Here is a 20,921-nt window from a genome sequence, read left to right as displayed (position 1 = left end):
TATGATTAGAATAATTTCTGGTAATTATAGGCGAGCTGTAATAAAAAATCCTGAATTTTCAGTAGTTAGGCCTATGTCTGATCGTTGTCGTGAGTCGATTTTTTCACAGTTACAATTTGAAATTCCAAATTCAAAAGTTTTAGATTTGTTTGCTGGAACAGGCGCAATCGGTCTTGAAGCAGCTTCACGTGGTGCAAAAAAAGTTGTAGCTTCAGAATTAAATCAGCAGGCATACAAAAATATTGTTGATTTTTGTAAAAAATATAACGTAAAAAAATACGAAATATTTAATAAAAACGCAATATTTTTGCTTAACGATCTTATTGGACAAAAGTTTGACTTTATTTTTTTAGATCCGCCACATGCTGAAGAAGAAATTACCAAAAAATGTTTTTTAAAAATTGCAAGAAATAATTTATTAGAAGAATCTGGAATTATAATTTACAAAACTAATTTAGGTTCTAAATTAATTCCCAATTTTTTTTCAATTGAAAAAACAAAAAAATACGCTAAAAATACTGTTTTTTTCCTAAGATTTGATAATGAAGCAAAAGATGAATAAACTAATTGTAATTTCTGGTCCTTCAGGTGTTGGCAAAGGGACGATTGAGTCGATTTTATTAAAAAATAACAAATTGCCTATAAAACTTGCAATTTCGGCAACAACCAGGCCAAAACGCGTTAATGAAATTGACGGAGTGAGTTATTTTTTTTTAGACCATGCAACTTTTAAAGAAAAAATCAAAAATAATGAATTTATTGAGTGAAGTTGTCATCTTGATAACTATTATGGAACTCTAGAGTCACAAATTCAATATATTCAAGATCAAAATTTCATTCCGTTACTAGAAATTGACACAAATGGCGCTAAAAATATTATTGAAAACTATAAGAAAAATAACCAATTAGATAAAATTTTAACTATTTTTATTTTACCCCCCTCGCTTGAAGTTCTGAAAAAAAGAATTGAAAATAGACTCACAGAGACATCAAGCCAAATCGATCTTCGACTTAAAAAGGCTGAATCTGAAATTAAAATTAAGGATTTATTCAAATTTCAAGTTGTAAATGACAATTTAAAACAATGTGTCGATGAAATTGAAAAAATTATAACAACAGAAATAAAAGAGCTGTAGATGAAGGGACAAATTGTTAGAGTTATAGCGGGTTTTTATGATGTTTTTGAACCATCAACCCAAAAACTCTATCCACTTTTGAGAGGATCTGGATCACTTAGGCAAAAACAAATATCTCCTTTAGTTGGAGATTTTGTTGAGTTTGATCCTAGTGGATTTATTAAAGAAATTTTTCCAAGAAAAAACTGACTAAATCGTCCAAAAGTCGCTAATATAGACCAGGCACTTATTTTTGTTTCCCTCAAGGAACCAAATTTTTCGCCTTTATTACTTGACACTTTTTTGTTAATGATTGAATTTAAAAATATTAGTCCAATTTTGATAGTTACCAAAGTTGATCTTGAACCAGATTATAAAAATTTGTTGCTTGATTATCAAAAAATGGGATATTCTATTTTTTTTATTAATAATAATGAAAAAAAAATTCCTAGCGATTTGCAAGAAAAAATTAAAAATAAACTTAATTTTGTTATCGGCCAAAGCGGAGTTGGAAAAACAAGTTTTATCAATAATTTGTTTGGCACACAATTTCAGGTTCAGCAAATTTCTTTTTCATTAAATCGCGGAAAACACACAACGCGAGTTGTTCAAATTATAAGAAAAGGAGACTTTCAGATAGTAGATACGCCTGGATTTTCTAGCTTTCATTATGATGAAATTCCCAAAGATCAAATTAAAAGTTCGTTTGAAATTTTTCGCCAGTTTTTGCCTAAATGCAAATTTAGAACATGCTTTCATTTTCATGAGCCAATAGAAAACTGTGCAGTAAAAAATGCTGTAAAACACGGCATAATTTCAGAAACTAGGTATAAAAATTATCTCTATCTTTTAGAAAAATATGAAAAAAAAGATTATTAGCCCCTCACTTTTGAATGTTAGTAAAAATAACCGTCTAAAATTAGTTAGAACTTTTTTGAATCTTGGAATAAAATGATTTCATTTTGATTTTATGGATGGAAAATTTGTTGAAAATACAGCAATTTCTCTTTCAGAAATTAAAAAAATTGTGACTAAATCCAAAAAATTTATTTCTGATGCTCATTTAATGTCGAGTGATCCTGAAAATCAAATTGAAGAACTAATTGGCTATGTTGATTTTGTGACAATTCATTTTGAAAGTAAAAATTATGACGAAATTCATAGGATAATTTTAAAATATTCTGAAAAAATTAAAATAGGACTTGCGATAAAACCTTCTACAAAAATTGAAGAAATTTTAGACTTATTACCCAAAATTGATCTGATTTTGGTAATGTCAGTTGAACCTGGAAAAGGCGGGCAGGATTTTATCCAAGAAACATACCAAAAAATTAGCAACTTATCAAAAATAATTCGTGAGTCAAATTACAACATTTTAATCCAGGTTGACGGTGGAATTAAGGATTACAACGCAAAAAAAGTCTTTGAAACAGGGGCTGATGTAATTGTTGTAGGAACTTTTCTTGCTCAAAAACCCAATAAAACAAAAATCCAAAAGTTACTAAATTAACACTAAAATAACAAGTAAAAATTACTATTTAAGAATTTGCTAAATTCATAGTTTATGATATAATTTTTAGCATGTTATTATTTTTGATCTTTACTTAGCATAATAATACATTCAATAAATTTAAACTATAAATAACAAATTCGAGGTGTTTTATGTCAAAAATTACAAGAATTTTTGCAAGAGAAATTCTTGATTCACGGGGAAATCCTACAATTCAAGTTGAGGTTCACACCCAAGCTGGCGGTTTTGGGTCTGCAATTGTTCCATCAGGAGCTTCAACTGGATCAAGAGAAGCGCTTGAATTACGTGATTCAAATACAGAGTATGCTTATAACTGATTTGGTCAAAAAGGTGTAATGACCGCAGTTAATAATGTAAATAATATTATTGGTCCTGAAATTATTGGACTTTGTGTTAAAAACCAAAGACTAATTGATCAAAAAATGATCGATTTAGACGGAACTCCAAATAAAGAAAGACTTGGTGCAAATGCTATTTTAGGTGTTTCTTTAGCAGTTGCAAAAGCAGCCGCAAGTGAGTTGAGACTTCCGCTTTTTCGTTATTTAGGTGGTCCAAACCCAACTTTAATGCCAGTTCCAATGCTTAATGTGATAAACGGAGGTGAGCATGCTTCAAATACACTTGATTTTCAAGAGTTTATGATTATGCCACTCGGTTTTTCAACATTTAGAAAAGCTTTGCAGGCATCAAATAAAGTATTTCACACTTTAGCCAAACTTCTTAAAAAATCAGGATTTGGAACTCAAGTTGGTGATGAAGGTGGATTTGCTCCTAATTTAACTTCTCACGAACATGCACTTGATTTTTTAGTTGAAGCAATCAAGGAAGCAGGATTTAATCCGGCTGTTGATGGTGAAAATGCTATTGCAATTTCAATTGATGCTGCTGCTAGTGAATTTTATGATGGCCAAAAATATGTCTTTAAAAAATTAAAAGCAGCTTCTACTGATCAAGAAAATCACCAAAAATATGAATTTACATCAGAAGAATTGCTTGATTATTACGGACAACTTTTTGATAAATATCCAATAATTTCAGTCGAAGATGGTTTTGCTGAATCAGATTGAGATGGCTTTATTGCTTTTACCAAAAGATTTGGACAAACACACCAAATTGTCGGTGATGATTTAACTGTTACAAATGTACAAATTTTAAAAGAAGCTATCAAAACAAAGGCAATTAATTCCATTTTAATTAAATTAAATCAAATTGGAACTCTAACTGAAACACTTGATGCAATTCAACTTGCTCAAAAATCAGGACTAACTGCCGTTATTTCACACCGTTCTGGTGAATCTGAAGATACTACAATTTCTGATCTTGCAATCGCAGTTTCATCTGGTCAAATCAAAACAGGATCACTTTCAAGAACTGACCGAATTGCCAAATATAATCGACTTCTAGTAATTGAAGAATTTTTAGACACATATTCAAAAAGTGAATATACTGGAAGAGATGTTTTTTATAATCTAAAAAAATAATTTAATTTAAAATATGGATATTCGTTTAATTTTAAACAATAAAGCTTTTGTTGAAAAAAAATTATCAGACCGTGGTTTTGATATTTCTATAATTGCAGACTTATATGAAAAAGCCCAAAAACGTAACTTTTTGCGTCAGGAAATTGATGAATTATTAGCGCAAAAAAATAAAACTAGCAAACAAATTGGCCTTTTTGTCCGTGAAAATAAAGACTCTGAAGATTTGAAAAACCAAGTAAGTCAAATTAAAGATAAACTTGCAAATTTAGAAACAGAGTGACAAAAACTTGATAACTGAGTTAGTCAAAAAATTCTTGAAGTGCCAAATCTTCCTGATGATTCAGTTCCTTTTGGAAATTCTGAACTTGATAATCAAGTAATTTATCACTGAGGAAAACCAAAAAAAATCGATCCTAAAATCAAACCTCACTATGAATTTGGCAAATCTAAAGACATTTTAGATTTTAAACGAGCTGTAAAAATTTCAGGAAATCGCTTTGTAATTTATAAAAATTTAGCCGCAAAATTAGTTCGAGCTTTGATAAATTTTATGATCGATACTCATGTAAATTCAGGTTATGAGGAAATTATTCCAAATACTTTAGTTCTCGAAAATTCGCTATATGGAACAGGTCAACTTCCGAAATTTTCAGAAGATTTGTATTCTTTAAAAAATTCTGATCTTTGATTAATTCCGACAGCCGAAGTTCCTTTGACAAATTATTACCAAGACGAAATTATTGACCTAGAAAAACCAATTTCGCTTGTTGGCTATAGTAAATGTTATCGTTCCGAGGCTGGAAGTGGTGGTAAAGACACAAGAGGTTTGATTCGACTTCATGAATTTCATAAAGTTGAACTTGTTAAAATAACAAATGAAGTTAATGGAATAAAAGAATTTGACAATGTTGTTCAAGATGCTGCTAAAATTTTGAAATTACTAAACATTCCTTATCGTGCTGTGCTTTTGTGTACTGGTGATCTTGGATTTTCAAGTAAAAAAACTATTGATTTAGAAGCATGACTTCCATCAGAACAGACATATCGTGAAGTTTCATCAATTAGTTATTGTGGCGATTTTCAAGCTAGAAGAGCAAAAATTCGCTATCGTGATGAAAAAAATAACATTTATGCACACACAATTAACGGATCTGGGCTTGCAATTGATAGAATTGTCGCGATTTTACTCGAGCAAAATCAAAACCCTGATGGTAGTTGAACAGTTCCAGAAGTTTTAAAACCTTATTTTAATTAGATTTTATATATAAATTTTTAACGAATAAAATTGTGCCATAAAAATTTATGGTACAATTTTATTTTATTTTATTTAATGAGGAGTAATAATGAAAAAATTATTGGTAGTTTTGCTTGATAAATTTCAGGATATAGAGTTTACAACTTTTGTTTCGTTAATAAAAAAGGCCAATTTATACGATAAAATTGAATTTTATAACCCTGAAAACAAAATTGTAACAGGGCAATTCGGGGTTGTTCAAATTGAAGCCAAAAGCAATTGAAAATCTAATGAATTTGATGCAATTTTTATACCAGGCGGAGTTGCGGCACAACATCTTCGAACTTGTGAGCCAGCACTCAAATTAATTAGTGAATTTTTTGCACAAAACAAGGATATTTTTGCAATTTGTGATGCGCCAAATGCTATTTTTGAGCGTAATTTAGCCCCAAATTATGAATTTAGTTCATACCCTGATGAAACAAATTCAAACACACCAACAAGAAAAAACGATTTAGTTACAGTTGATCGAAATTATATTTCAGCTAGAAATGCCTCATCTTCAGCTGAATTTGCATTTAAAGTCATTGAAAAATTAGCTTCAAAAGAAATTGCTGAAAAAATAAGAGACGGATTTCAAGCTTAAATTTCTAGAATTTTCCAGTTTGATGAGATAATCTTAAGAAAGTGTCCTAGTTTATTATTTTGGGCACTTTCTTAACTTTTTTCGCAAAAGTTAATTACCTATTTTAAAACACTGGCAAAATCAATTTATGGATAAAATAACAAAAATCATAAAAAATACAACTACTATTTAAACTCAATGCAAATAAAAAACTCATTTTTATTTAAATTGAGCCTAAAAAAACATGTGAAGTTTTGAAAGAACAACAATTAAAAGCCACAAATTTGTAGATTTCTAAACGGGTAAATTTAAGGCATTCCATCATATTTAAAAATATAATGGATAATTCGCAGTGTCTGATTTTTTTAGACAAAAAACATAACTAAGTCCCCCTTAATTCAATATCAAAATTTATTAATTATTCTTAAGTAGGATTTATTATAACATATTTTTTTCTTGGGCAAAGCATTTTTTTTTTTTTTTTGGAGAAGATTAATTTTAAAATAATAAAAATTAAGATTTTAGGTCAAAAAACACGGATTTACCGTTATTTTTCGTATTTATATTCACTAAAAAGTGAATTTCTGCCAACAAATAGGGAAGCTCAGCAAAAGAAATTGCTGAAAAAATAAGAGCCGGATTACAGGCTTAAATTTCTAGAATTTTTTCAATTTCAGTATTAATTTCATCACTTCTTTCGAAAAAAACTGCATGACCAGTTTGTTCAAATTTTATAAGATTTTTATTAAAATTTGAACAAACTTTTTGAAGACTTTCTAATGGCACAAAATGATCTTCAACACCAGCAATTAAAAAATAATTATTATTTTGTTGGTAAAGTGGCAACAATTCGGTTTTAAGCCATTCTAAATTAAAGATTTCATCAAAAACAATCTTTTTAAAAATTTCTCTTTTTTTTGTGACATTTTCAAGAAAATTAATAGCATTTTTTGCTAAATTTTTCTTATAACTAAAATTATCAGTAAAAACTAAATGTTCAAGACTATCTTTTGCAGACTCAATGTCTTGAGGCAAGAGTCAATTTGCTAATTTTTCAGCTTCACTTTGCGAATTTTTCTCTAAAATAAAAGGATTGAGTGGAGCAACTAAAATCGCTTTTTTTGCCAAATTTTCATTTAAAATATACAGAGCAATAGCTCCGCCAAGTGAGTGACCGATTACAATTTGGATATTTAGATTGAGCTTTTTAATGAAACTAGCCGCAATTTTTTGGTAATTTTTAACATTAATTTCATTATTATTAGTGCTTTGACCACAACCGGGAAAATCAAATGAAACAATGTCATAGTTACGATTTTGTTTCTTTTTAAGTTGAAAAATGAAATTATGACTTGAATTAAAACCGTGTAAAAATAATACTTTTTGCTTTCCAGTTTCTTCTAAAAAATAAAAAATATCCTCATTTTCAACAGTAATTTTTGAATGAACCATCATTAATAATTAACTTCCAAAAATTGTATCCAAAATTTCATTAAGAGGAATTGCGCCAAAATATTCATCAAGATTTGTAATTTGAAGAAGCTCTGATTCTAGAATTGATCTAGTAAATTCCTTATTTTCTAAAATTTCTTGAATTTCCTCAATTGATCTTTGAGATAAGAAATCACCTTCAAATTTTATTTTAACAATGTGATTTTTCTCAATATTTGCAAGCACTTTTAAAACCCCGCCACTAGTTCGGGCTATATTTTCATAGCTAAAATAAGGATTTGAACCAAAAACTCATTCTCTAGATCGTCTTAGGTCTTGAACTTCTTGAAAATCTTTTTGAGATATTCTCCCATCTTGAAAATAAGTTTCAACATCTTGTGCTTTTGTTTGATATTTATTTTCAAAAAATGTGATTAGTCTTGAAATAAACTCAGAATCTTCGATTTGTTCTTCAATTTCATGCAAAATATTTGTTACCCGTTGACGTATAGATTTTATTCCTTTGGACTCAATTTTTAATCGATTTGGCTTTAATACTTGGCCTAATTTTGCCAAATTAGCATTAAATAGAATTGTTCCATGGTGAACAATTCTATCTTTGTAAATTATTTGAGCATTGCCCGAAACTTTAGCCCCATTAACTATTAGATCATTTCTACCTTTGAATTCAGCATCTAAACCAAAAGATTTAAAAAATTCTATAATTGGTGTCAAGAATTTTTGATAACTGTGATTCTGTTTTTTAGTTATAAATGAAAAATTAATGTTTCCTAAATCGTGATAAACAGCACCGCCCCCAGAAAGTCGACGATAAATTTCAATTCTTTGTTTTTCAACTTCTTCAAGCTTAATTTCCTCGTAAATATTTTGATTTTTTCCGATAATTATTGCATTATTATGTTGGTAGAAATATAAAATATCATCCTGATTCTGGTCATCTTTTAGAATCATTTCTTCGCAAACTAATGTGTAAAATGGGCTTGTTTTTTTAGTAGTATAAATCTTCATGTTTCCTCCATATTTTAGTTATGTTCTAAATCAAAAGTTGTAATTAATTTGAATTTTGATTTAAAATCATCAAGATTTTCTGCTAATTGTAAATTTTCTAAATTAAAAAGTGTTATTTTTTCATAATCTCAACGGAGCGCATATTTGTTTTTTGATAAAAAGAAGATTAAATTTTCAACAAACGAAAAAAAATATTCTGAATCATAATCGATTGTTCTATTAAGACCTTCAACTGAAATTTCTAATTTCCGAAAGGAATAACTTAAAATTCGAAAATTAAATACAAATCTTTCGTTTATAGGACATTTCTTTTGAGCTGAATTTTGTTCCTTGCTGAATGCGACTGACATCTAAAAATCCTTAAATTATATAAAGTCTATTTTTAATTTTATTTTATTATAATTTATAATTATAAACTATTTAAGTATACTTTTATTTTTAAATATTAAATTTAAAAATTTTAAAGGATTTTTTTTGAAAATCTTGGAGAAATATGAAAAATACAAATGAATATGTAGCTTGATATCGAAAATATCGACCTACTAAATTTGCTGATGTTGTTGGCCAACAATATTTAGTTGAAAGTTTAAAAAATATCGTTAAATCAAAAAAGTTTTTTCACGCTTATCTTTTTTCAGGACCACGAGGCACTGGAAAAACTTCGCTTGCAAAAATATTTGCAAACGCGATAAATTGCACTCACAAAGAGCAAAATCCGATTGACCCGTGTCAAAATTGTCTTAAAAATATAAATAACTCTATTGATATAGTTGAAATGGATGCTGCTTCGCACAATGGTGTTAAAGAAATCCGTGAGATTGTTGAAAACTCTATTAATTTACCTCAGGTTAGCCCATATAAAATTTATATTTTAGATGAGGTTCATATGCTTTCAACTTCAGCTTTTAACGCTTTTTTAAAAACTCTGGAAGAACCGCCAAGTCATATTATTTTCATTTTAGCAACAACTGAAGTTCATAAAATCCCTTTGACAATTCTCTCGAGAGTGCAGAGATATAATTTTCTTGGCCTAAACAAAGAGCAAATTTCACAACGACTTTCACAAATTTTAGAATATGAAGGCGTAAAATATGAAGAAGATGCCCTAAAATCCGTGTGTTTATTAAGCCACAATAGTCTGCGGGATGCAATTTCAATTCTTGAGCAGGCGGTAATTTTTGGTAACAACTTTTTGAGTAAAACAAGTGTCGAAGAACTTTTTGGGCTAGTTTCAAGTGAAAAACTTGTTGAATTTATAAATGTTCTTTTTTTGGCACAGTCCCAAAAAGCCTTTGATTTACTAGATAAACTTTTATTACAAAGCAAAAATTTTCAAATTTTAATTGAGTCATTAATAAATTTAGTCAAAGAGTGAATTATATGAGAAAAAACTCAAGAAGAAGACTTAATCGAAATTTATTCAACTTCTGATTTGGCGAATTTAAAAATTAGCCATGATTTTGCTTTTAAATTTTTAGATATTGGCTTTTCAACTTTAAAGGATATTAATCATGATAAGTTTCAAAGTTTAAGCCTTGAAATTTTTGTCATGAAAATTCTTGCTTTTAAAAAGGAAAACTTGCAAGAAAAAAGCCAATCTGTTTTAGAAAATTCGGACAAATTTGCTGAAAAACCAAAAGAAGAGGTAAAAATCGGCACTGAAGAAAGCGAAAAAAATATCAAAAATGAGGAAAAACCTCCAAAAAAATTAGAGTTTGTTACTGTCCGTGATAAAAATTTTGGCTCAAATTATAATTTGAGCCAAAAAACAAATACCCAAAATTTATTTAATTATGATGATCCAATTCTTGATGACGATGATGATGCCGATTTAGATTTGCATGGTAGCGATGATTTGGCTTGGGAATCAATTTTTAACCGTAAAATCAAAAATAATTTAGAGACAAAAATCTTAAAAACTCAAAAAAGCTCTAAAACAGGCGATAATTTTAAAAACAGGGACAATGCTTTTAATCCTTTGTTGGATCCCGAGGGCGCTAGTTATCAAAGTAATTTTTTATATAAAACTGAAAGTTCAAATTTGAATTCGCCTGAAAACATCGATTTTTCAAACTCTTTTTTAAATTCTAATGATAAAAATACTGATGATACTGCCAAAAAAAATGATAATTTCATTGATTCAGGCCAAAAAACAAATAATAAAACATCATATTTTAATAAAAATGAAGAAAAAGACGATAATTTTTCATTTGACAGAAATTCATACGTAAATAAATTTTTAAAAAAGAATCTGCCAAATGATTATTTGTCCGTTGATGAGGCGCTAAATCTTATACTTTTGGGAAAAAAATTTTATGACACAAACCGTGAAATTTATTTAGATTTACGCAAAAAATGAAGCAAAAATTTGTTAGATTTTCAGTATACTTTAGGATTCATAGATACTGTTGGAGTATTAAAACATGCACAAATTCTTTCATTAGGATCTAATTTTGTGTGTTTTATTACTAAAAATCCAGAATATGAAGAATTATTAATTGAGAAAATGGAAAAAGAAAGCGATGGAGTCAATGAATTATTAAAAACTATTTTTGGCCAGGAAATCTACGGTCTTGCCTTAAGTAATAATCTTGTTGAAGAAACAAAGAAAAGGGCAAATGAAATTAAAGCACGCGGTGAAAAATTTTTGCTAAAACCTTTTGAAAAACCAAATAAACCCGCTATTTCTAAGGCAGATTTAGAAAAACTATTCTTTGATGAATAAAAATTTTTAAACTTTTTAAAATAGTTTATATAATTTACTTAAATAAGAGAAAGGAAAAACATGAATCTTCAAAAACTATTAAAAGAAGCACAAAAAATGCAAAAAGATCATAAAGTAAAAAAAGATTTGTTAGAAAAAACAGATTTTGACTTTGAAAATCAAGGAATTTCGCTGACTATTTCAGGAGGTTTTGAGTTAAAAAAGTTAAAAATTGCTCCATTTTTAGTTGACAAAGACGATATTGAAACACTAGAAGATTTAATTTCTATCACATTAAATCAAGCTTTGTTGAAAATTAGAGAAGAAAATGAGAAAATTGCTCCAAATCAATCACATTAATTTTGAATCATGGTAGATGAAAATTTTGAAAAACTAGTTGATCAATTAAGAAAAGTTCCCGGAATCACAAAAAAACAGGCTACTAATATTTTATTTTCTCTAATCGATACGCCCCTTAGTCAGATTGAGATATTTGTCGAGCAAATTTATAATTTAAAACGAAATCTTCAATATTGTGAAAGATGCGGATATCTAAATGCTAATTCAGTTTGCCAAATATGCCTTGATTTTCAGCGTTCTTTTAAAATATTAGTGGTTGAAAATTCCGAAATGGTCACAAAATTTGAAAAACTAGGAAAATATGATGGCAAGTATTTTGTTTTTGGCAAATATGATATTAAAAAGCTCGAAAATCATGACTTGCAAATAAAAAAACTGGCAGACCTTGCTCATGAAGAAAGTGAAATTATTATTGCACTTTCTTCAACAATGGAAGGCTGAATTTTTGCAAATTATCTTGCAAAACACAAGTTTTTATCGTCAGCAAAAATTACTAGGCTAGCTACTGGTATTCCTTTTGGGGCTGCAATTGATTATATTGATAATATAACCTTGAATCAAGCACTGGAAAATCGGCAAGAAATGGAAAAATAATATGTTTATAAGTTTTGAAGGGATCGATGCAAGCGGTAAATCAACCGTTATGAATTTGTTTGCAAAGTATTTAAGAATTAAATTTCCAGAAAAGGAAATTGTTATAACTTTTGAACCATATAGCGGCAGAGATTCGCAAGAAGCACAACAAATCCGTGAGTTTTTACTTAATAAAAAAAATCAAATTAGCCCGTATGTTGAGATGCTTTTATTTTCAACTTCGAGAAGAATTCATCTTGAACAAGTAATTTGACCAGCCTTAAAATCTGGAAAAATTGTTCTTTGTGATCGCTATATTGATTCTTCGATTGCATATCAAGGGTTTGGAAATAATTTAAGCCCAGATTTAGTTTTTAATTTAAATAGTTTAATTTCTGAAAACACTTTTCCAGATTTTACAATTTTCCTTGATGTTAAAATTTCAAAATCACGCGAGCGAATGGCCATTTATCGAAATGAAAAGCGAGACCGACTTGAAAATCGCGGCGAGGATTTTTATAGACAAGTTATTAAAGGATATGAATATTTATTAAAAACAAGGAAAAATTTCTTTAAAATTGACGGTAACGGCGATTATGATCATGTTTTAGCAGATATAATTAATTTTTTTGAGAGCTATTATGAAGCAAATTACGACAAATTGGCGCCATTTTCTCGATAATTTGTCAAAAACTAAAACAATTTCACATGCAATTTTACTTGTATCGAGTTACTCAGATTTTCTAGATGAGAAAATAGCTGATTTTTTAGAGATATTTAGTCAAAAACCACAAATTTTTCAACATGATTTTTCAGATAATCGCCTTTCAAAAACAGAATTTTTAGAAGAGGTAAACAAGTTGTATTTTTCCTCTCTTTATGGCGATAATTCAAAGATTTTCCTAATAAAAAACATTGAAAATGCCCATATTTCTGTACTAAATTCATTTCTAAAAATTTTAGAAGATCCTCCTTTGAATACTTATTTTTTACTAACTTCTTTTTCCTCTGATTTAATTATACCGACTATTGTTTCTCGTTGTCAAATATTTTTTTTCAATGATTTAAATAGAAAAAATGAACTTAAAAAAAAGTTAGATACATGAAAAAAAACACCTTATAATGCTATATATGCAAATATTTTCACCAATTTTGATCAAGCAACTTTAGCTATTAAGGCTATTAGTGATTCGGATTTAGATAAATTAAAATCATTACTAAATAATTTAAATAAAACAAAATTTGATTTTTTACTATTTTTAAATCAAGTTTTAACAAAAGAAAACTCATTTATTTTTGTTCAGATAATAGTTGCTCATTTTAAACAATTTTTTTTAAACAACTCCGGTGCTAACAAAAAACATGCTAAAAAAACGAATTCTTTTGATTTAAATTCTGAAAAAATGGTGAGTATTAATCAAACATTTAAAAAATTTCTTTCATCACTTGAAACAAATGCAAACTTTAATATTCAAAAATCGGGCTTTTTAGTTCGCCTAAATAATATTTTAACTTAAAATTATGGCAAAAATCACTGTTATAGCAACTCCAATTGGAAATTTACAAGATATAACTCTGCGTGCAATTCAAGCACTAAAATCAGCTGATTTAATTTTGTGTGAGGACACCCGAACTTCCAAAAAAATATTAAATTTTTTGGAAATTAAAGATAAAAAGTTAATTTCCTATCACAAATTTAATGAAAAAGCAACTATCGCCAAAAAGTCTGACATATTTTTAACTAACAACAACATTATTCTAATGTCCGATGCAGGTACTCCTTCAATTAGTGATCCAGGTCAAATTTTGATAAAATGAGCCCATGAAAACAATGTTGAAGTTGATTTTTTGCCTGGTGCATGTGCTTTTGTTGGCGCTTTTGTTCTTTCTGGTTTTGATTTACCGTTAGTCTTTATGGGTTTTTTTAACTCAAAAAAGCAGCAAATAATTAAACAAATTGAGCATTTTATACTAAATTATAGTTATATTTTTTATGTTTCGCCATATAAATTAATTTATATTCTTGAAGTAATTAATGAATTTTATGGCGAGAAAGTTGAAATTTTTCTTATCAAGGAAATGACAAAAATTCATCAAAAATATTTTTTTGGATCTCCTTTAAAAATTTTAGCTGAACTTCAAAATTCTACCAAAGGTGAATTCACAATGGTTTTAAGGCTAAAAAGCGATGAAAAACCGAAGTTAAAAGCAAATAAATATGAAAATTTTTCTAAAAATAGTGTAAAATTTTAGATTAAAATATTTTAAAAAGACGGGTTAAAATGATTAACAAACATATTGTAAAAATTTTGTTTGACAATAAACAAATTAAAACTAGAATTCATGAGATTGCAAAGTGAATAAATTTAAATTATAAAAATTCACAAGAAATTGTTTTTGTTGCTGTTCTTAAAGGTTCATTAATATTTCTTACTGATTTAATTCAGCAAATCGAAGTTGATTCAATGGTGGATTGCATAATTGCCAAATCCTATTTTGGTGGTACACAATCAGCTGGTGAATTGAAAGTTATTACCGATATTGACCTAAAAATTGAAAATAAAGATGTTATTTTAATTGATGATATTTTTGATTCAGGTATAACTTTAACAAAAATTAGTGAACATTTAAAATTAAAAAAACCAAAATCACTAAAAATAATTACTTTATTTTATAAAAGAGAAAAAAGAAAAACTGATATTGAACCAGATTATTTTGGCTTTGATGTTCCCGACGCTTTTCTTGTTGGTTATGGACTTGATTATCAGGAAAAATATCGAAATTGACCTTTTGTTGCTATTTTTGATCCAAACAAAAAGGAATAAAATAAAAAAATGATAAAAGTTACAAATGTTTGCTTTAGTTACACTAATGATATGAACCAATTAGTGCTCAAAGATGTTAGTCTAACTTTTGAAAAAGGCAAATATTATGCAATTTTAGGCCACAATGGATCAGGAAAGTCGACATTTTCTAAAATTATTTCCGGAATCGCTAGACCGCAAAAAGGCACAGTTGAAGTTGATTCAATTTTATTAAATAAAGAAAGTTTACCTAAAATTAGAAAGAAAATCGGCATTATTTTTCAGAACCCAGATAATCAATTTGTTGGGGCAACAGTTGAGGACGATATTGCCTTTAGTTTGGAAAATATTAACGAAGATCCAAAAAAAATGCCCAAAATTATTGCAGAATTGGCACAAAAAGTACAAATGCAATCTTATCTCGAGCGTGAGCCGCAATTTTTATCTGGTGGTCAAAAGCAAAGAGTCGCTATTGCTTCAGTTTTAGCCCTAAATCCGCAAATAATAATTTTTGATGAAATAACCTCAATGCTTGATCCGAAAGGAAAAAGTGATGTTGTTAAAATTTTAGATGACCTCCGTAAAGATAAAAGTAAAACTTTGATTTCAATAACGCACAATATGAATGAAGCGATTTTGGCCGATGAAGTTGTTGTGTTTGCCAAAGGCCAAATTATTGCAAAAGGTGATCCAAAATTAATTTTAAATAATGAGGAAATAATCGAAAAAGCCAAAATTGACTCGCCTTTTATTTATAAAATTTCCAAAAACCTTGATTTTATTAGTCCGACCTATGATGAAAATGAATTGCTGGAACAATTATGAAAATTAAAGCAAAAAACATTGTAAAAATTTATGACCAAAAATTACCAATTGAAATAAGAGCACTCGATAATGTATCTGCTGAAATTAATCAAGGTGAATTTATCGCAATAATAGGTCAAACTGGCTCAGGAAAAACAACTTTTATCCAACATATGAATGCGCTTTTGCTCCCTGATAAAGGTCAAGTTGAGTATTTTTATTTTGATCAAGAGTCAAAAACTGAAAAAAAATTAGTTGTTGAAAGACCAAGATTTTTAAAATCAAAGTTTAAATTTATAAACCAAATTCGCCGTAGAGTTGGAGTGGTTTTTCAATTTGCTGAATACCAACTTTTTGAACAAACTATTGAAAAAGATATTATTTTTGGTGCCGTTTCAATGGGAGTAAACAAAGAAGAAGCCAAAAAAAAAGCAGCTGAAATGATAAAACTAGTCGGCCTTGATGAGACTTTTTTAGACAAATCGCCTTTTGAACTTTCAGGTGGCCAAAAACGAAGAGTTGCAATTGCCGGAATTTTAGCAATGGATCCGGATATAATTTTTTTTGACGAACCAACGGCAGGTCTCGACCCTCAAGGTTCAGTAAAAATGCTTGAAATATTAGACACTCTTCACAAAAAAGGTAAAACAATCATTTTAGCAACTCATGATCTTGATAGTGTTTTAGAGTGAACAAAACGTTGTATTTTTTTTAAAGATGGTAAAATTATATACGATGGCGAAACATATCCTATTTTAGATAATAATCAATTTCTTATTGAAAATGAAATGTTACCTACAAATTTGCTGAATTTCCGTGAAAAATTAGCAAAAATAGGATATCCAATTTCCAAAGTCAAGTCAATTGACGAATTAATTAGTCAAATTAATCTATTAATAAAAAAGGAAAAAAATGCAAATTAGTGTTGCTAAATATGTCCCAAGAAACACAATAATTCATAAAATGGACCCCCGACTAAAAATAGCTTTTAACATTCTTTTTGCAGTGCTTTTTTTTGTCACTACCCATTTAGCGACAATTTCAATTCTGCTTTTGCTCTCACTTGTTTTTTTCTATATAACAACAAAAAGAGTTAAGCAAATTTTTACTTTAATGAAAATGCCAATAATCATTTTCATAATTATGTTAATAATTTACGGATTTATTATTGATCACCAAAATATTAATATAATTTTAGGCATTTCATCTGATAATGAATTGCCTAAATATAAAGTTTTAGGTCTAAATCCTGAAGAAACAACGCATTTTATTTCTTGATATTTAGTCAAGCCAACCGCTTTATTTGGAAGTATAAAATTTTCAATTGGAACTGTTAGCATAATTCGCTCACTAGTTTTAGCGATTCGAATTTATGGAATGATAATTTCAACTACAATTTTAACTTATTCAACAAAACCATTTTTACTAACCCGTGCAATTGAAGATTTAATTTTGCCCTTAAAACTTTTATTCATTCCAACTCATATAATTGCAATGATTATTTCAATCGCGATTCGTTTTATTCCGACTTTGTTACTTGAGGCGACCCGAATTATGAAAGCTCAATCTTCCCGTGGCGTTGATTTTAAACACGGAAAAATTAAGGATAAAGTCAAATCATTAATAACTTTAGTAATTCCACTTTTTGTGCTTGCTTTTTCACGGGCTGAAGATCTTTCGAATGCTATGGACGTCCGTGGTTATGATGTTTATGCAAAAAGAAGCCGTTATCGCCGTCTAGTTTTTAACAAACTTGATTACCTTTTTGCCCTTATTTTTATTGGTCTTATTACTTTAACTGTTTTAATGGAAATGAATATTATTCCAATTTCACGCTTGCCACTTTGATGACTCTACACTAATCAAAAAATTTAATCATGGAAAATAATTCTAAAATACGCAATGAAATTCTTGAGCTAAGAAAGCAAATTGAAATTTGAAATCATCATTACTATCAATTACAAAATCCGCTTGTTGATGATTTAATTTACGACAAAAAGCTGAGAGAATTAATAAATTTGGAGCAAAAATATTACTATCTTTTTACTTTAGATGAACTTAATTCATCACCAAGCCAACAAGTTGGTAGCAAAATTACGTCAAAATTTGTCAAAATTAAGCACTCAGTTCCGATGTTATCGCTCAATAAGGCTCATACAAAATCCGAACTTGAAAAATGAGCCCAAAAAGCAATGGCAATTTTAGAAAATGTAACTTTTTTTGTCGAGCCAAAAATTGATGGAATTTCACTTTCACTAATTTATAAAAACGGCCAACTTATTCAAGCACTAACTCGTGGCGATGGCGTTTTTGGTGAAGATGTTTTAGTTAATGTCCTTAAAATTAAAGATGAATTTATCCCTAAAACAATTGATTATTTTGACGACCTTGAAATAAGAGGGGAAATTTACATAGATAATTTTGTATTTGAAAGTTTACAAACTGAGACAAATGTGTTTAAAAATCCTCGTAATGCCGCAAGTGGAATTCTTAGACGATATAAAAAAAACCAAAAAGATTCAAACAGCGATGATTTTTCATTTTTAAGCGGGTTTTTTTATACACTTGTTGAACCAGAAAAACATAAAATTTTTACACAGTCAGAGGCAATCTCTTTTCTAAAGAAATTAGGTTTTAAGACTAATGATTTTCAAAAAGAATGTAAGAATTTAAACGATGTTTTTGAATTTATTGGTCAAATTAAGCAAAAAAGAGACCAACTAAATTACAATATTGACGGCGTTGTTATCAAAATTAATGAGTTTTTACTCTATGATCAGTTAGGTTATACATCAAAATTTCCTCATAGTATTATTGCCTTTAAATTTGAAGATGACGTTGCAAAAACTAAACTACTAGAAATTTTCCCCACAATTGGCAGAACCGGAAAAGTTACATATAATGCCAAAATTGAACCCGTAAATCTTGGTGGTAGCCTTATTTCTTCGGCTGTTTTGCCTAATTATTCTTATATTGAAAATCTAAAATTAAATTTAATGTCTGATGTTTTTGTTAAAAAAGCGGGCGAAATTATCCCGCAAATTATCGGAAGTGTTGAACAACATGAAAAAACTAATTTTTCAATTGCAAAAAACTGTCCTAAATGTCAGTCTGAACTAATTTATAGTGAATCAGGAATTGATCAATTTTGTCAAAACAAAAATTGTCCTGGCATAATTCTCCAAAAAATCGTTCACTTTTCATCAAAAGCCGCTTTAAATATTGAAACCTTAGCCGAAAAAAGAATTCAAACACTATTAGATAAAAAAATTATTTCTAATATTTGTGACATTTTTGACCTTAAAAATAACCTTGAAAAAATTTATTCTGAATTTAAACCTAGTCAAATAAATTCAGAAAATAAACGCGCTCCATCCTTGCAAATTAAGTCAATAATTAAATTGCTTAATGAGATTGAAAAAGCAAAAAACATCGATTTTCATAGGTTAATTTTTGGTTTAGGAATAAAAAATGTTGGAATAAAAGCCGCTAAAATTCTTGCAAGATATGCCAAAAATATTTCTGAATTAAGAAAATTAGATTTTGAAATACTAAAAAATCAAAATGATTTTGGCCCTGTTATAATTAGTTCACTGACTGATTATTTTAATAATGAGGAAAATCAAAAACTACTTGACTGTCTTGAAAAGGTGAATTTTAATTTTAAAAATCCAACTATTTCACCGTCATTAATTGGTTGAACATCGTTTGCAATTTCGGGCAAATTATCCAAACCAAGACACGAATTTGTTAAAATTATCGAACAAACAGGCGCATATTTTCATACATCAATAACAAAACAAACCGCTTATTTGGTAACAGGGGAATCGACCGGATCAAAAATAGAAAAAGCAATTAAATTAGGCGTTAAAAGAATCTCTGAAGAAGAATTTTGAGAGCTAATAAAAAGTAAAGTTGAATAAAAAAACCTATAAATTCATAGGTTTTTTTATTCAACTTGGCAATTTGGGCAAAAATAAGTACCTCTGCCAGCAACAACAACTTTTAAAATTTTTTTATTGCATTTAGTGCAAGGTAAATTTTTTTTAGTGTGTACTTTTAAAAAATTTTGAAATTTACCCTCTTTAGCATTCAAAGAAGTATATGAATTTATACTTGAACCGCCTAATTCAATTGATTTTTGCAAAATTTCCTTGCTCTTTTCAACGATTATTTTGGCCTGTTCTAAGGTTATTTGGTTAGCAATTTTGTCTGGAGAAATTTTAGCCGCAAAACAAACCTCATCAGCATAAATATTTCCTAACCCACTCATTATTTTCTGATCAAGTAAAATCGATTTGATTGAGCGAGTTGATTTTTTGATTTTTTGGTAAAAATCCTCAACATTTATATAAAAAGGTTCCGGTCCTAAATCGACTAAGGGTTTAACTTTGAATAAATTAAAATAATCTCTAATAAAAAAAGTCCCGAATTTTCGACTATCATTATAATTTAAAACCGAATTATCTGAAAAAATAAAGGAAATATAATCAAATTTATTTCATTTTGGATACTTATAAGTAAAATATTTCCCATTCATTCGCAAATGTGAGAGTAAAACTTTTTGGTTATCTAGAAAAAATAAAATATGTTTAGCCCTATTTTGAACATCAATTATAGTTGAATTTTTCAATATTTTTTGAAACTCAACAAATGAAATTTCTTTTATAAAACTCTCATCTTTAGCCAAAACATTGACTATTTTTTTACCGATAATCTCGTTTTTTAAGGCATTTACAACGGTAACAACTTCTGGCAATTCAGGCATTTTTATTTGTCCAATTCGTCAATTCGAGATTGGTGTCGGCCAGCTTCGTATTGTGCTTCTAAAAATTTATCAATAATTTTTTTAGATTCTTCAAGGGAATTAAATCTACCTGAAAGAGCTAATGCGTTTGCATTATTATGTAATTTGGCAAGAAAAGCATCATTTTCATTTGTTACTCTTGCCGCGCGAATTCCTTTAAAACGATTTAGCGCATAAGACATACCAAGACCAGTTCCGCAAATTCCAATTCCAATCTGATTTTCGTTTTCAAGTAAAAAATTAGCTAACTTTTTTCCATAAATTGCATAAGAACTTGACTCATCATTATATGGACCTAGGTCGGTAACTTGATGACCTAAAGATTCAAGATATTGAATTATTTCTTTTTTTCTTTCAAAACCAGCATGATCCGAGGATATAGCAAATTTTTTTGGCATTTTTCCCCCTTATTTCTTTGTTAAA

The 20,921-nt window shown here is 28.6% G+C and carries 23 protein-coding genes; 18 read left to right on the top strand and 5 right to left on the bottom strand.

Annotated elements, in window-relative coordinates:
* Position 1: 1 nt before the first annotated feature.
* From rsmD to MOSC01_RS0100605, 7 genes are all read left to right on the top strand, one after another.
* Positions 2 to 562 (top strand): 16S rRNA (guanine(966)-N(2))-methyltransferase RsmD, encoded by a 561-nt coding sequence (rsmD, locus tag MOSC01_RS0100635; protein WP_010320899.1) that lies wholly within the window; start codon positions 2 to 4, stop codon positions 560 to 562.
* Positions 543 to 1,136, top strand: a complete 594-nt coding sequence (gene gmk / locus MOSC01_RS0100630) for a guanylate kinase (RefSeq protein ID WP_029513061.1) — start codon at positions 543 to 545, stop codon at positions 1,134 to 1,136. The genes rsmD and gmk overlap by 20 nt, the downstream gene beginning before the upstream one ends.
* A complete protein-coding gene (gene rsgA / locus MOSC01_RS0100625; protein ID WP_010320897.1) occupies positions 1,137 to 1,994 on the top strand; it encodes a ribosome small subunit-dependent GTPase A in 858 nt (285 codons plus the stop codon).
* On the top strand, positions 1,975 to 2,625 hold the full coding sequence (locus MOSC01_RS0100620; RefSeq protein ID WP_010320896.1) for a ribulose-phosphate 3-epimerase: 651 nt from the start codon (positions 1,975 to 1,977) through the stop codon (positions 2,623 to 2,625). The genes rsgA and MOSC01_RS0100620 overlap by 20 nt, the downstream gene beginning before the upstream one ends.
* Positions 2,626 to 2,777: 152 nt before the next feature.
* Entirely contained in the window at positions 2,778 to 4,127 is a 1,350-nt protein-coding gene (gene eno / locus MOSC01_RS0100615; RefSeq protein ID WP_010320895.1) for a phosphopyruvate hydratase, read from the top strand.
* A 13-nt stretch (positions 4,128 to 4,140) separates the two neighbouring features.
* Positions 4,141 to 5,382: a serine--tRNA ligase gene (serS, locus tag MOSC01_RS0100610; RefSeq protein ID WP_010320894.1), complete on the top strand. Its 1,242-nt coding sequence runs from the start codon at positions 4,141 to 4,143 to the stop codon at positions 5,380 to 5,382.
* A gap of 88 nt (positions 5,383 to 5,470) precedes the next feature.
* The gene (locus MOSC01_RS0100605; RefSeq protein ID WP_010320893.1) at positions 5,471 to 6,007 is read left to right on the top strand and encodes a DJ-1/PfpI family protein; all 537 of its coding nucleotides are present in this window, start codon (positions 5,471 to 5,473) and stop codon (positions 6,005 to 6,007) included.
* 627 nt (positions 6,008 to 6,634) lie between these two features.
* Here the strand turns inward: MOSC01_RS0100605 and MOSC01_RS0100600 are convergent.
* Genes MOSC01_RS0100600 through MOSC01_RS0100590 form a run of 3 tightly spaced genes read right to left on the bottom strand, consistent with a single transcriptional unit; the run spans position 6,635 to position 8,796 of the window.
* The gene (locus MOSC01_RS0100600) at positions 6,635 to 7,441 is read right to left on the bottom strand and encodes an alpha/beta fold hydrolase (protein ID WP_029513060.1); all 807 of its coding nucleotides are present in this window, start codon (positions 7,439 to 7,441) and stop codon (positions 6,635 to 6,637) included.
* Between the two features lie 6 nt (positions 7,442 to 7,447).
* Positions 7,448 to 8,446 (bottom strand): lipoate--protein ligase, encoded by a 999-nt coding sequence (locus MOSC01_RS0100595; protein ID WP_010320891.1) that lies wholly within the window; start codon positions 8,444 to 8,446, stop codon positions 7,448 to 7,450.
* A gap of 14 nt (positions 8,447 to 8,460) precedes the next feature.
* Positions 8,461 to 8,796 (bottom strand): hypothetical protein, encoded by a 336-nt coding sequence (locus MOSC01_RS0100590; RefSeq protein WP_010320890.1) that lies wholly within the window; start codon positions 8,794 to 8,796, stop codon positions 8,461 to 8,463.
* Between the two features lie 143 nt (positions 8,797 to 8,939).
* Between MOSC01_RS0100590 and dnaX the strand changes: the two genes are divergently transcribed.
* Genes dnaX through ligA form a run of 11 tightly spaced genes read left to right on the top strand, consistent with a single transcriptional unit; the run spans position 8,940 to position 19,614 of the window.
* Complete coding sequence (dnaX, locus tag MOSC01_RS0100585; protein WP_010320889.1) at positions 8,940 to 11,171, top strand: DNA polymerase III subunit gamma/tau; 2,232 nt, start codon at positions 8,940 to 8,942, stop codon at positions 11,169 to 11,171.
* Between the two features lie 60 nt (positions 11,172 to 11,231).
* A complete protein-coding gene (locus MOSC01_RS0100580; RefSeq protein ID WP_010320888.1) occupies positions 11,232 to 11,510 on the top strand; it encodes a YbaB/EbfC family nucleoid-associated protein in 279 nt (92 codons plus the stop codon).
* Between the two features lie 9 nt (positions 11,511 to 11,519).
* The gene (locus MOSC01_RS0100575; protein WP_010320887.1) at positions 11,520 to 12,104 is read left to right on the top strand and encodes a toprim domain-containing protein; all 585 of its coding nucleotides are present in this window, start codon (positions 11,520 to 11,522) and stop codon (positions 12,102 to 12,104) included.
* Position 12,105: 1 nt separating this feature from the next.
* Positions 12,106 to 12,765 carry a dTMP kinase gene (gene tmk / locus MOSC01_RS0100570; protein ID WP_010320886.1) on the top strand — a complete coding sequence of 220 codons (660 nt, stop codon included), beginning with the start codon at positions 12,106 to 12,108 and terminating at the stop codon, positions 12,763 to 12,765.
* On the top strand, positions 12,725 to 13,600 hold the full coding sequence (locus tag MOSC01_RS0100565) for a DNA polymerase III subunit delta' (RefSeq protein ID WP_010320885.1): 876 nt from the start codon (positions 12,725 to 12,727) through the stop codon (positions 13,598 to 13,600). Before tmk ends, MOSC01_RS0100565 begins: the two co-directional genes overlap by 41 nt.
* Positions 13,601 to 13,604: 4 nt before the next feature.
* On the top strand, positions 13,605 to 14,336 hold the full coding sequence (gene rsmI, locus MOSC01_RS0100560) for a 16S rRNA (cytidine(1402)-2'-O)-methyltransferase (RefSeq protein WP_010320884.1): 732 nt from the start codon (positions 13,605 to 13,607) through the stop codon (positions 14,334 to 14,336).
* Between the two features lie 29 nt (positions 14,337 to 14,365).
* Positions 14,366 to 14,908, top strand: a complete 543-nt coding sequence (gene hpt, locus MOSC01_RS0100555) for a hypoxanthine phosphoribosyltransferase (protein WP_010320883.1) — start codon at positions 14,366 to 14,368, stop codon at positions 14,906 to 14,908.
* A gap of 9 nt (positions 14,909 to 14,917) precedes the next feature.
* Positions 14,918 to 15,736, top strand: a complete 819-nt coding sequence (locus MOSC01_RS0100550; protein ID WP_010320882.1) for an energy-coupling factor transporter ATPase — start codon at positions 14,918 to 14,920, stop codon at positions 15,734 to 15,736.
* A complete protein-coding gene (locus tag MOSC01_RS0100545; RefSeq protein ID WP_010320881.1) occupies positions 15,709 to 16,614 on the top strand; it encodes an ATP-binding cassette domain-containing protein in 906 nt (301 codons plus the stop codon). The genes MOSC01_RS0100550 and MOSC01_RS0100545 overlap by 28 nt, the downstream gene beginning before the upstream one ends.
* Positions 16,604 to 17,566 (top strand): energy-coupling factor transporter transmembrane component T family protein, encoded by a 963-nt coding sequence (locus MOSC01_RS0100540; protein ID WP_010320880.1) that lies wholly within the window; start codon positions 16,604 to 16,606, stop codon positions 17,564 to 17,566. The genes MOSC01_RS0100545 and MOSC01_RS0100540 overlap by 11 nt, the downstream gene beginning before the upstream one ends.
* A gap of 2 nt (positions 17,567 to 17,568) precedes the next feature.
* Positions 17,569 to 19,614, top strand: a complete 2,046-nt coding sequence (gene ligA, locus MOSC01_RS0100535; RefSeq protein WP_010320879.1) for an NAD-dependent DNA ligase LigA — start codon at positions 17,569 to 17,571, stop codon at positions 19,612 to 19,614.
* Between the two features lie 26 nt (positions 19,615 to 19,640).
* On the opposite strand, the gene mutM is transcribed toward ligA, so the two are convergent.
* On the bottom strand, positions 19,641 to 20,459 hold the full coding sequence (gene mutM / locus MOSC01_RS0100530) for a DNA-formamidopyrimidine glycosylase (RefSeq protein ID WP_010320878.1): 819 nt from the start codon (positions 20,457 to 20,459) through the stop codon (positions 19,641 to 19,643).
* Between the two features lie 2 nt (positions 20,460 to 20,461).
* Complete coding sequence (gene rpiB / locus MOSC01_RS0100525) at positions 20,462 to 20,896, bottom strand: ribose 5-phosphate isomerase B (protein ID WP_010320877.1); 435 nt, start codon at positions 20,894 to 20,896, stop codon at positions 20,462 to 20,464.
* Positions 20,897 to 20,921: the final 25 nt, after the last annotated feature.

Source organism: Mesomycoplasma ovipneumoniae SC01 (assembly GCF_000218525.1).
In the GTDB taxonomy this organism is placed as follows: Bacteria; Bacillota_I; Bacilli_A; order Mycoplasmatales; family Metamycoplasmataceae; genus Mesomycoplasma; species Mesomycoplasma ovipneumoniae_A.
The sequence above is the reverse complement of the archived record's forward strand: the minus strand, read 5'-3'. Positions and strand labels throughout refer to the sequence as shown.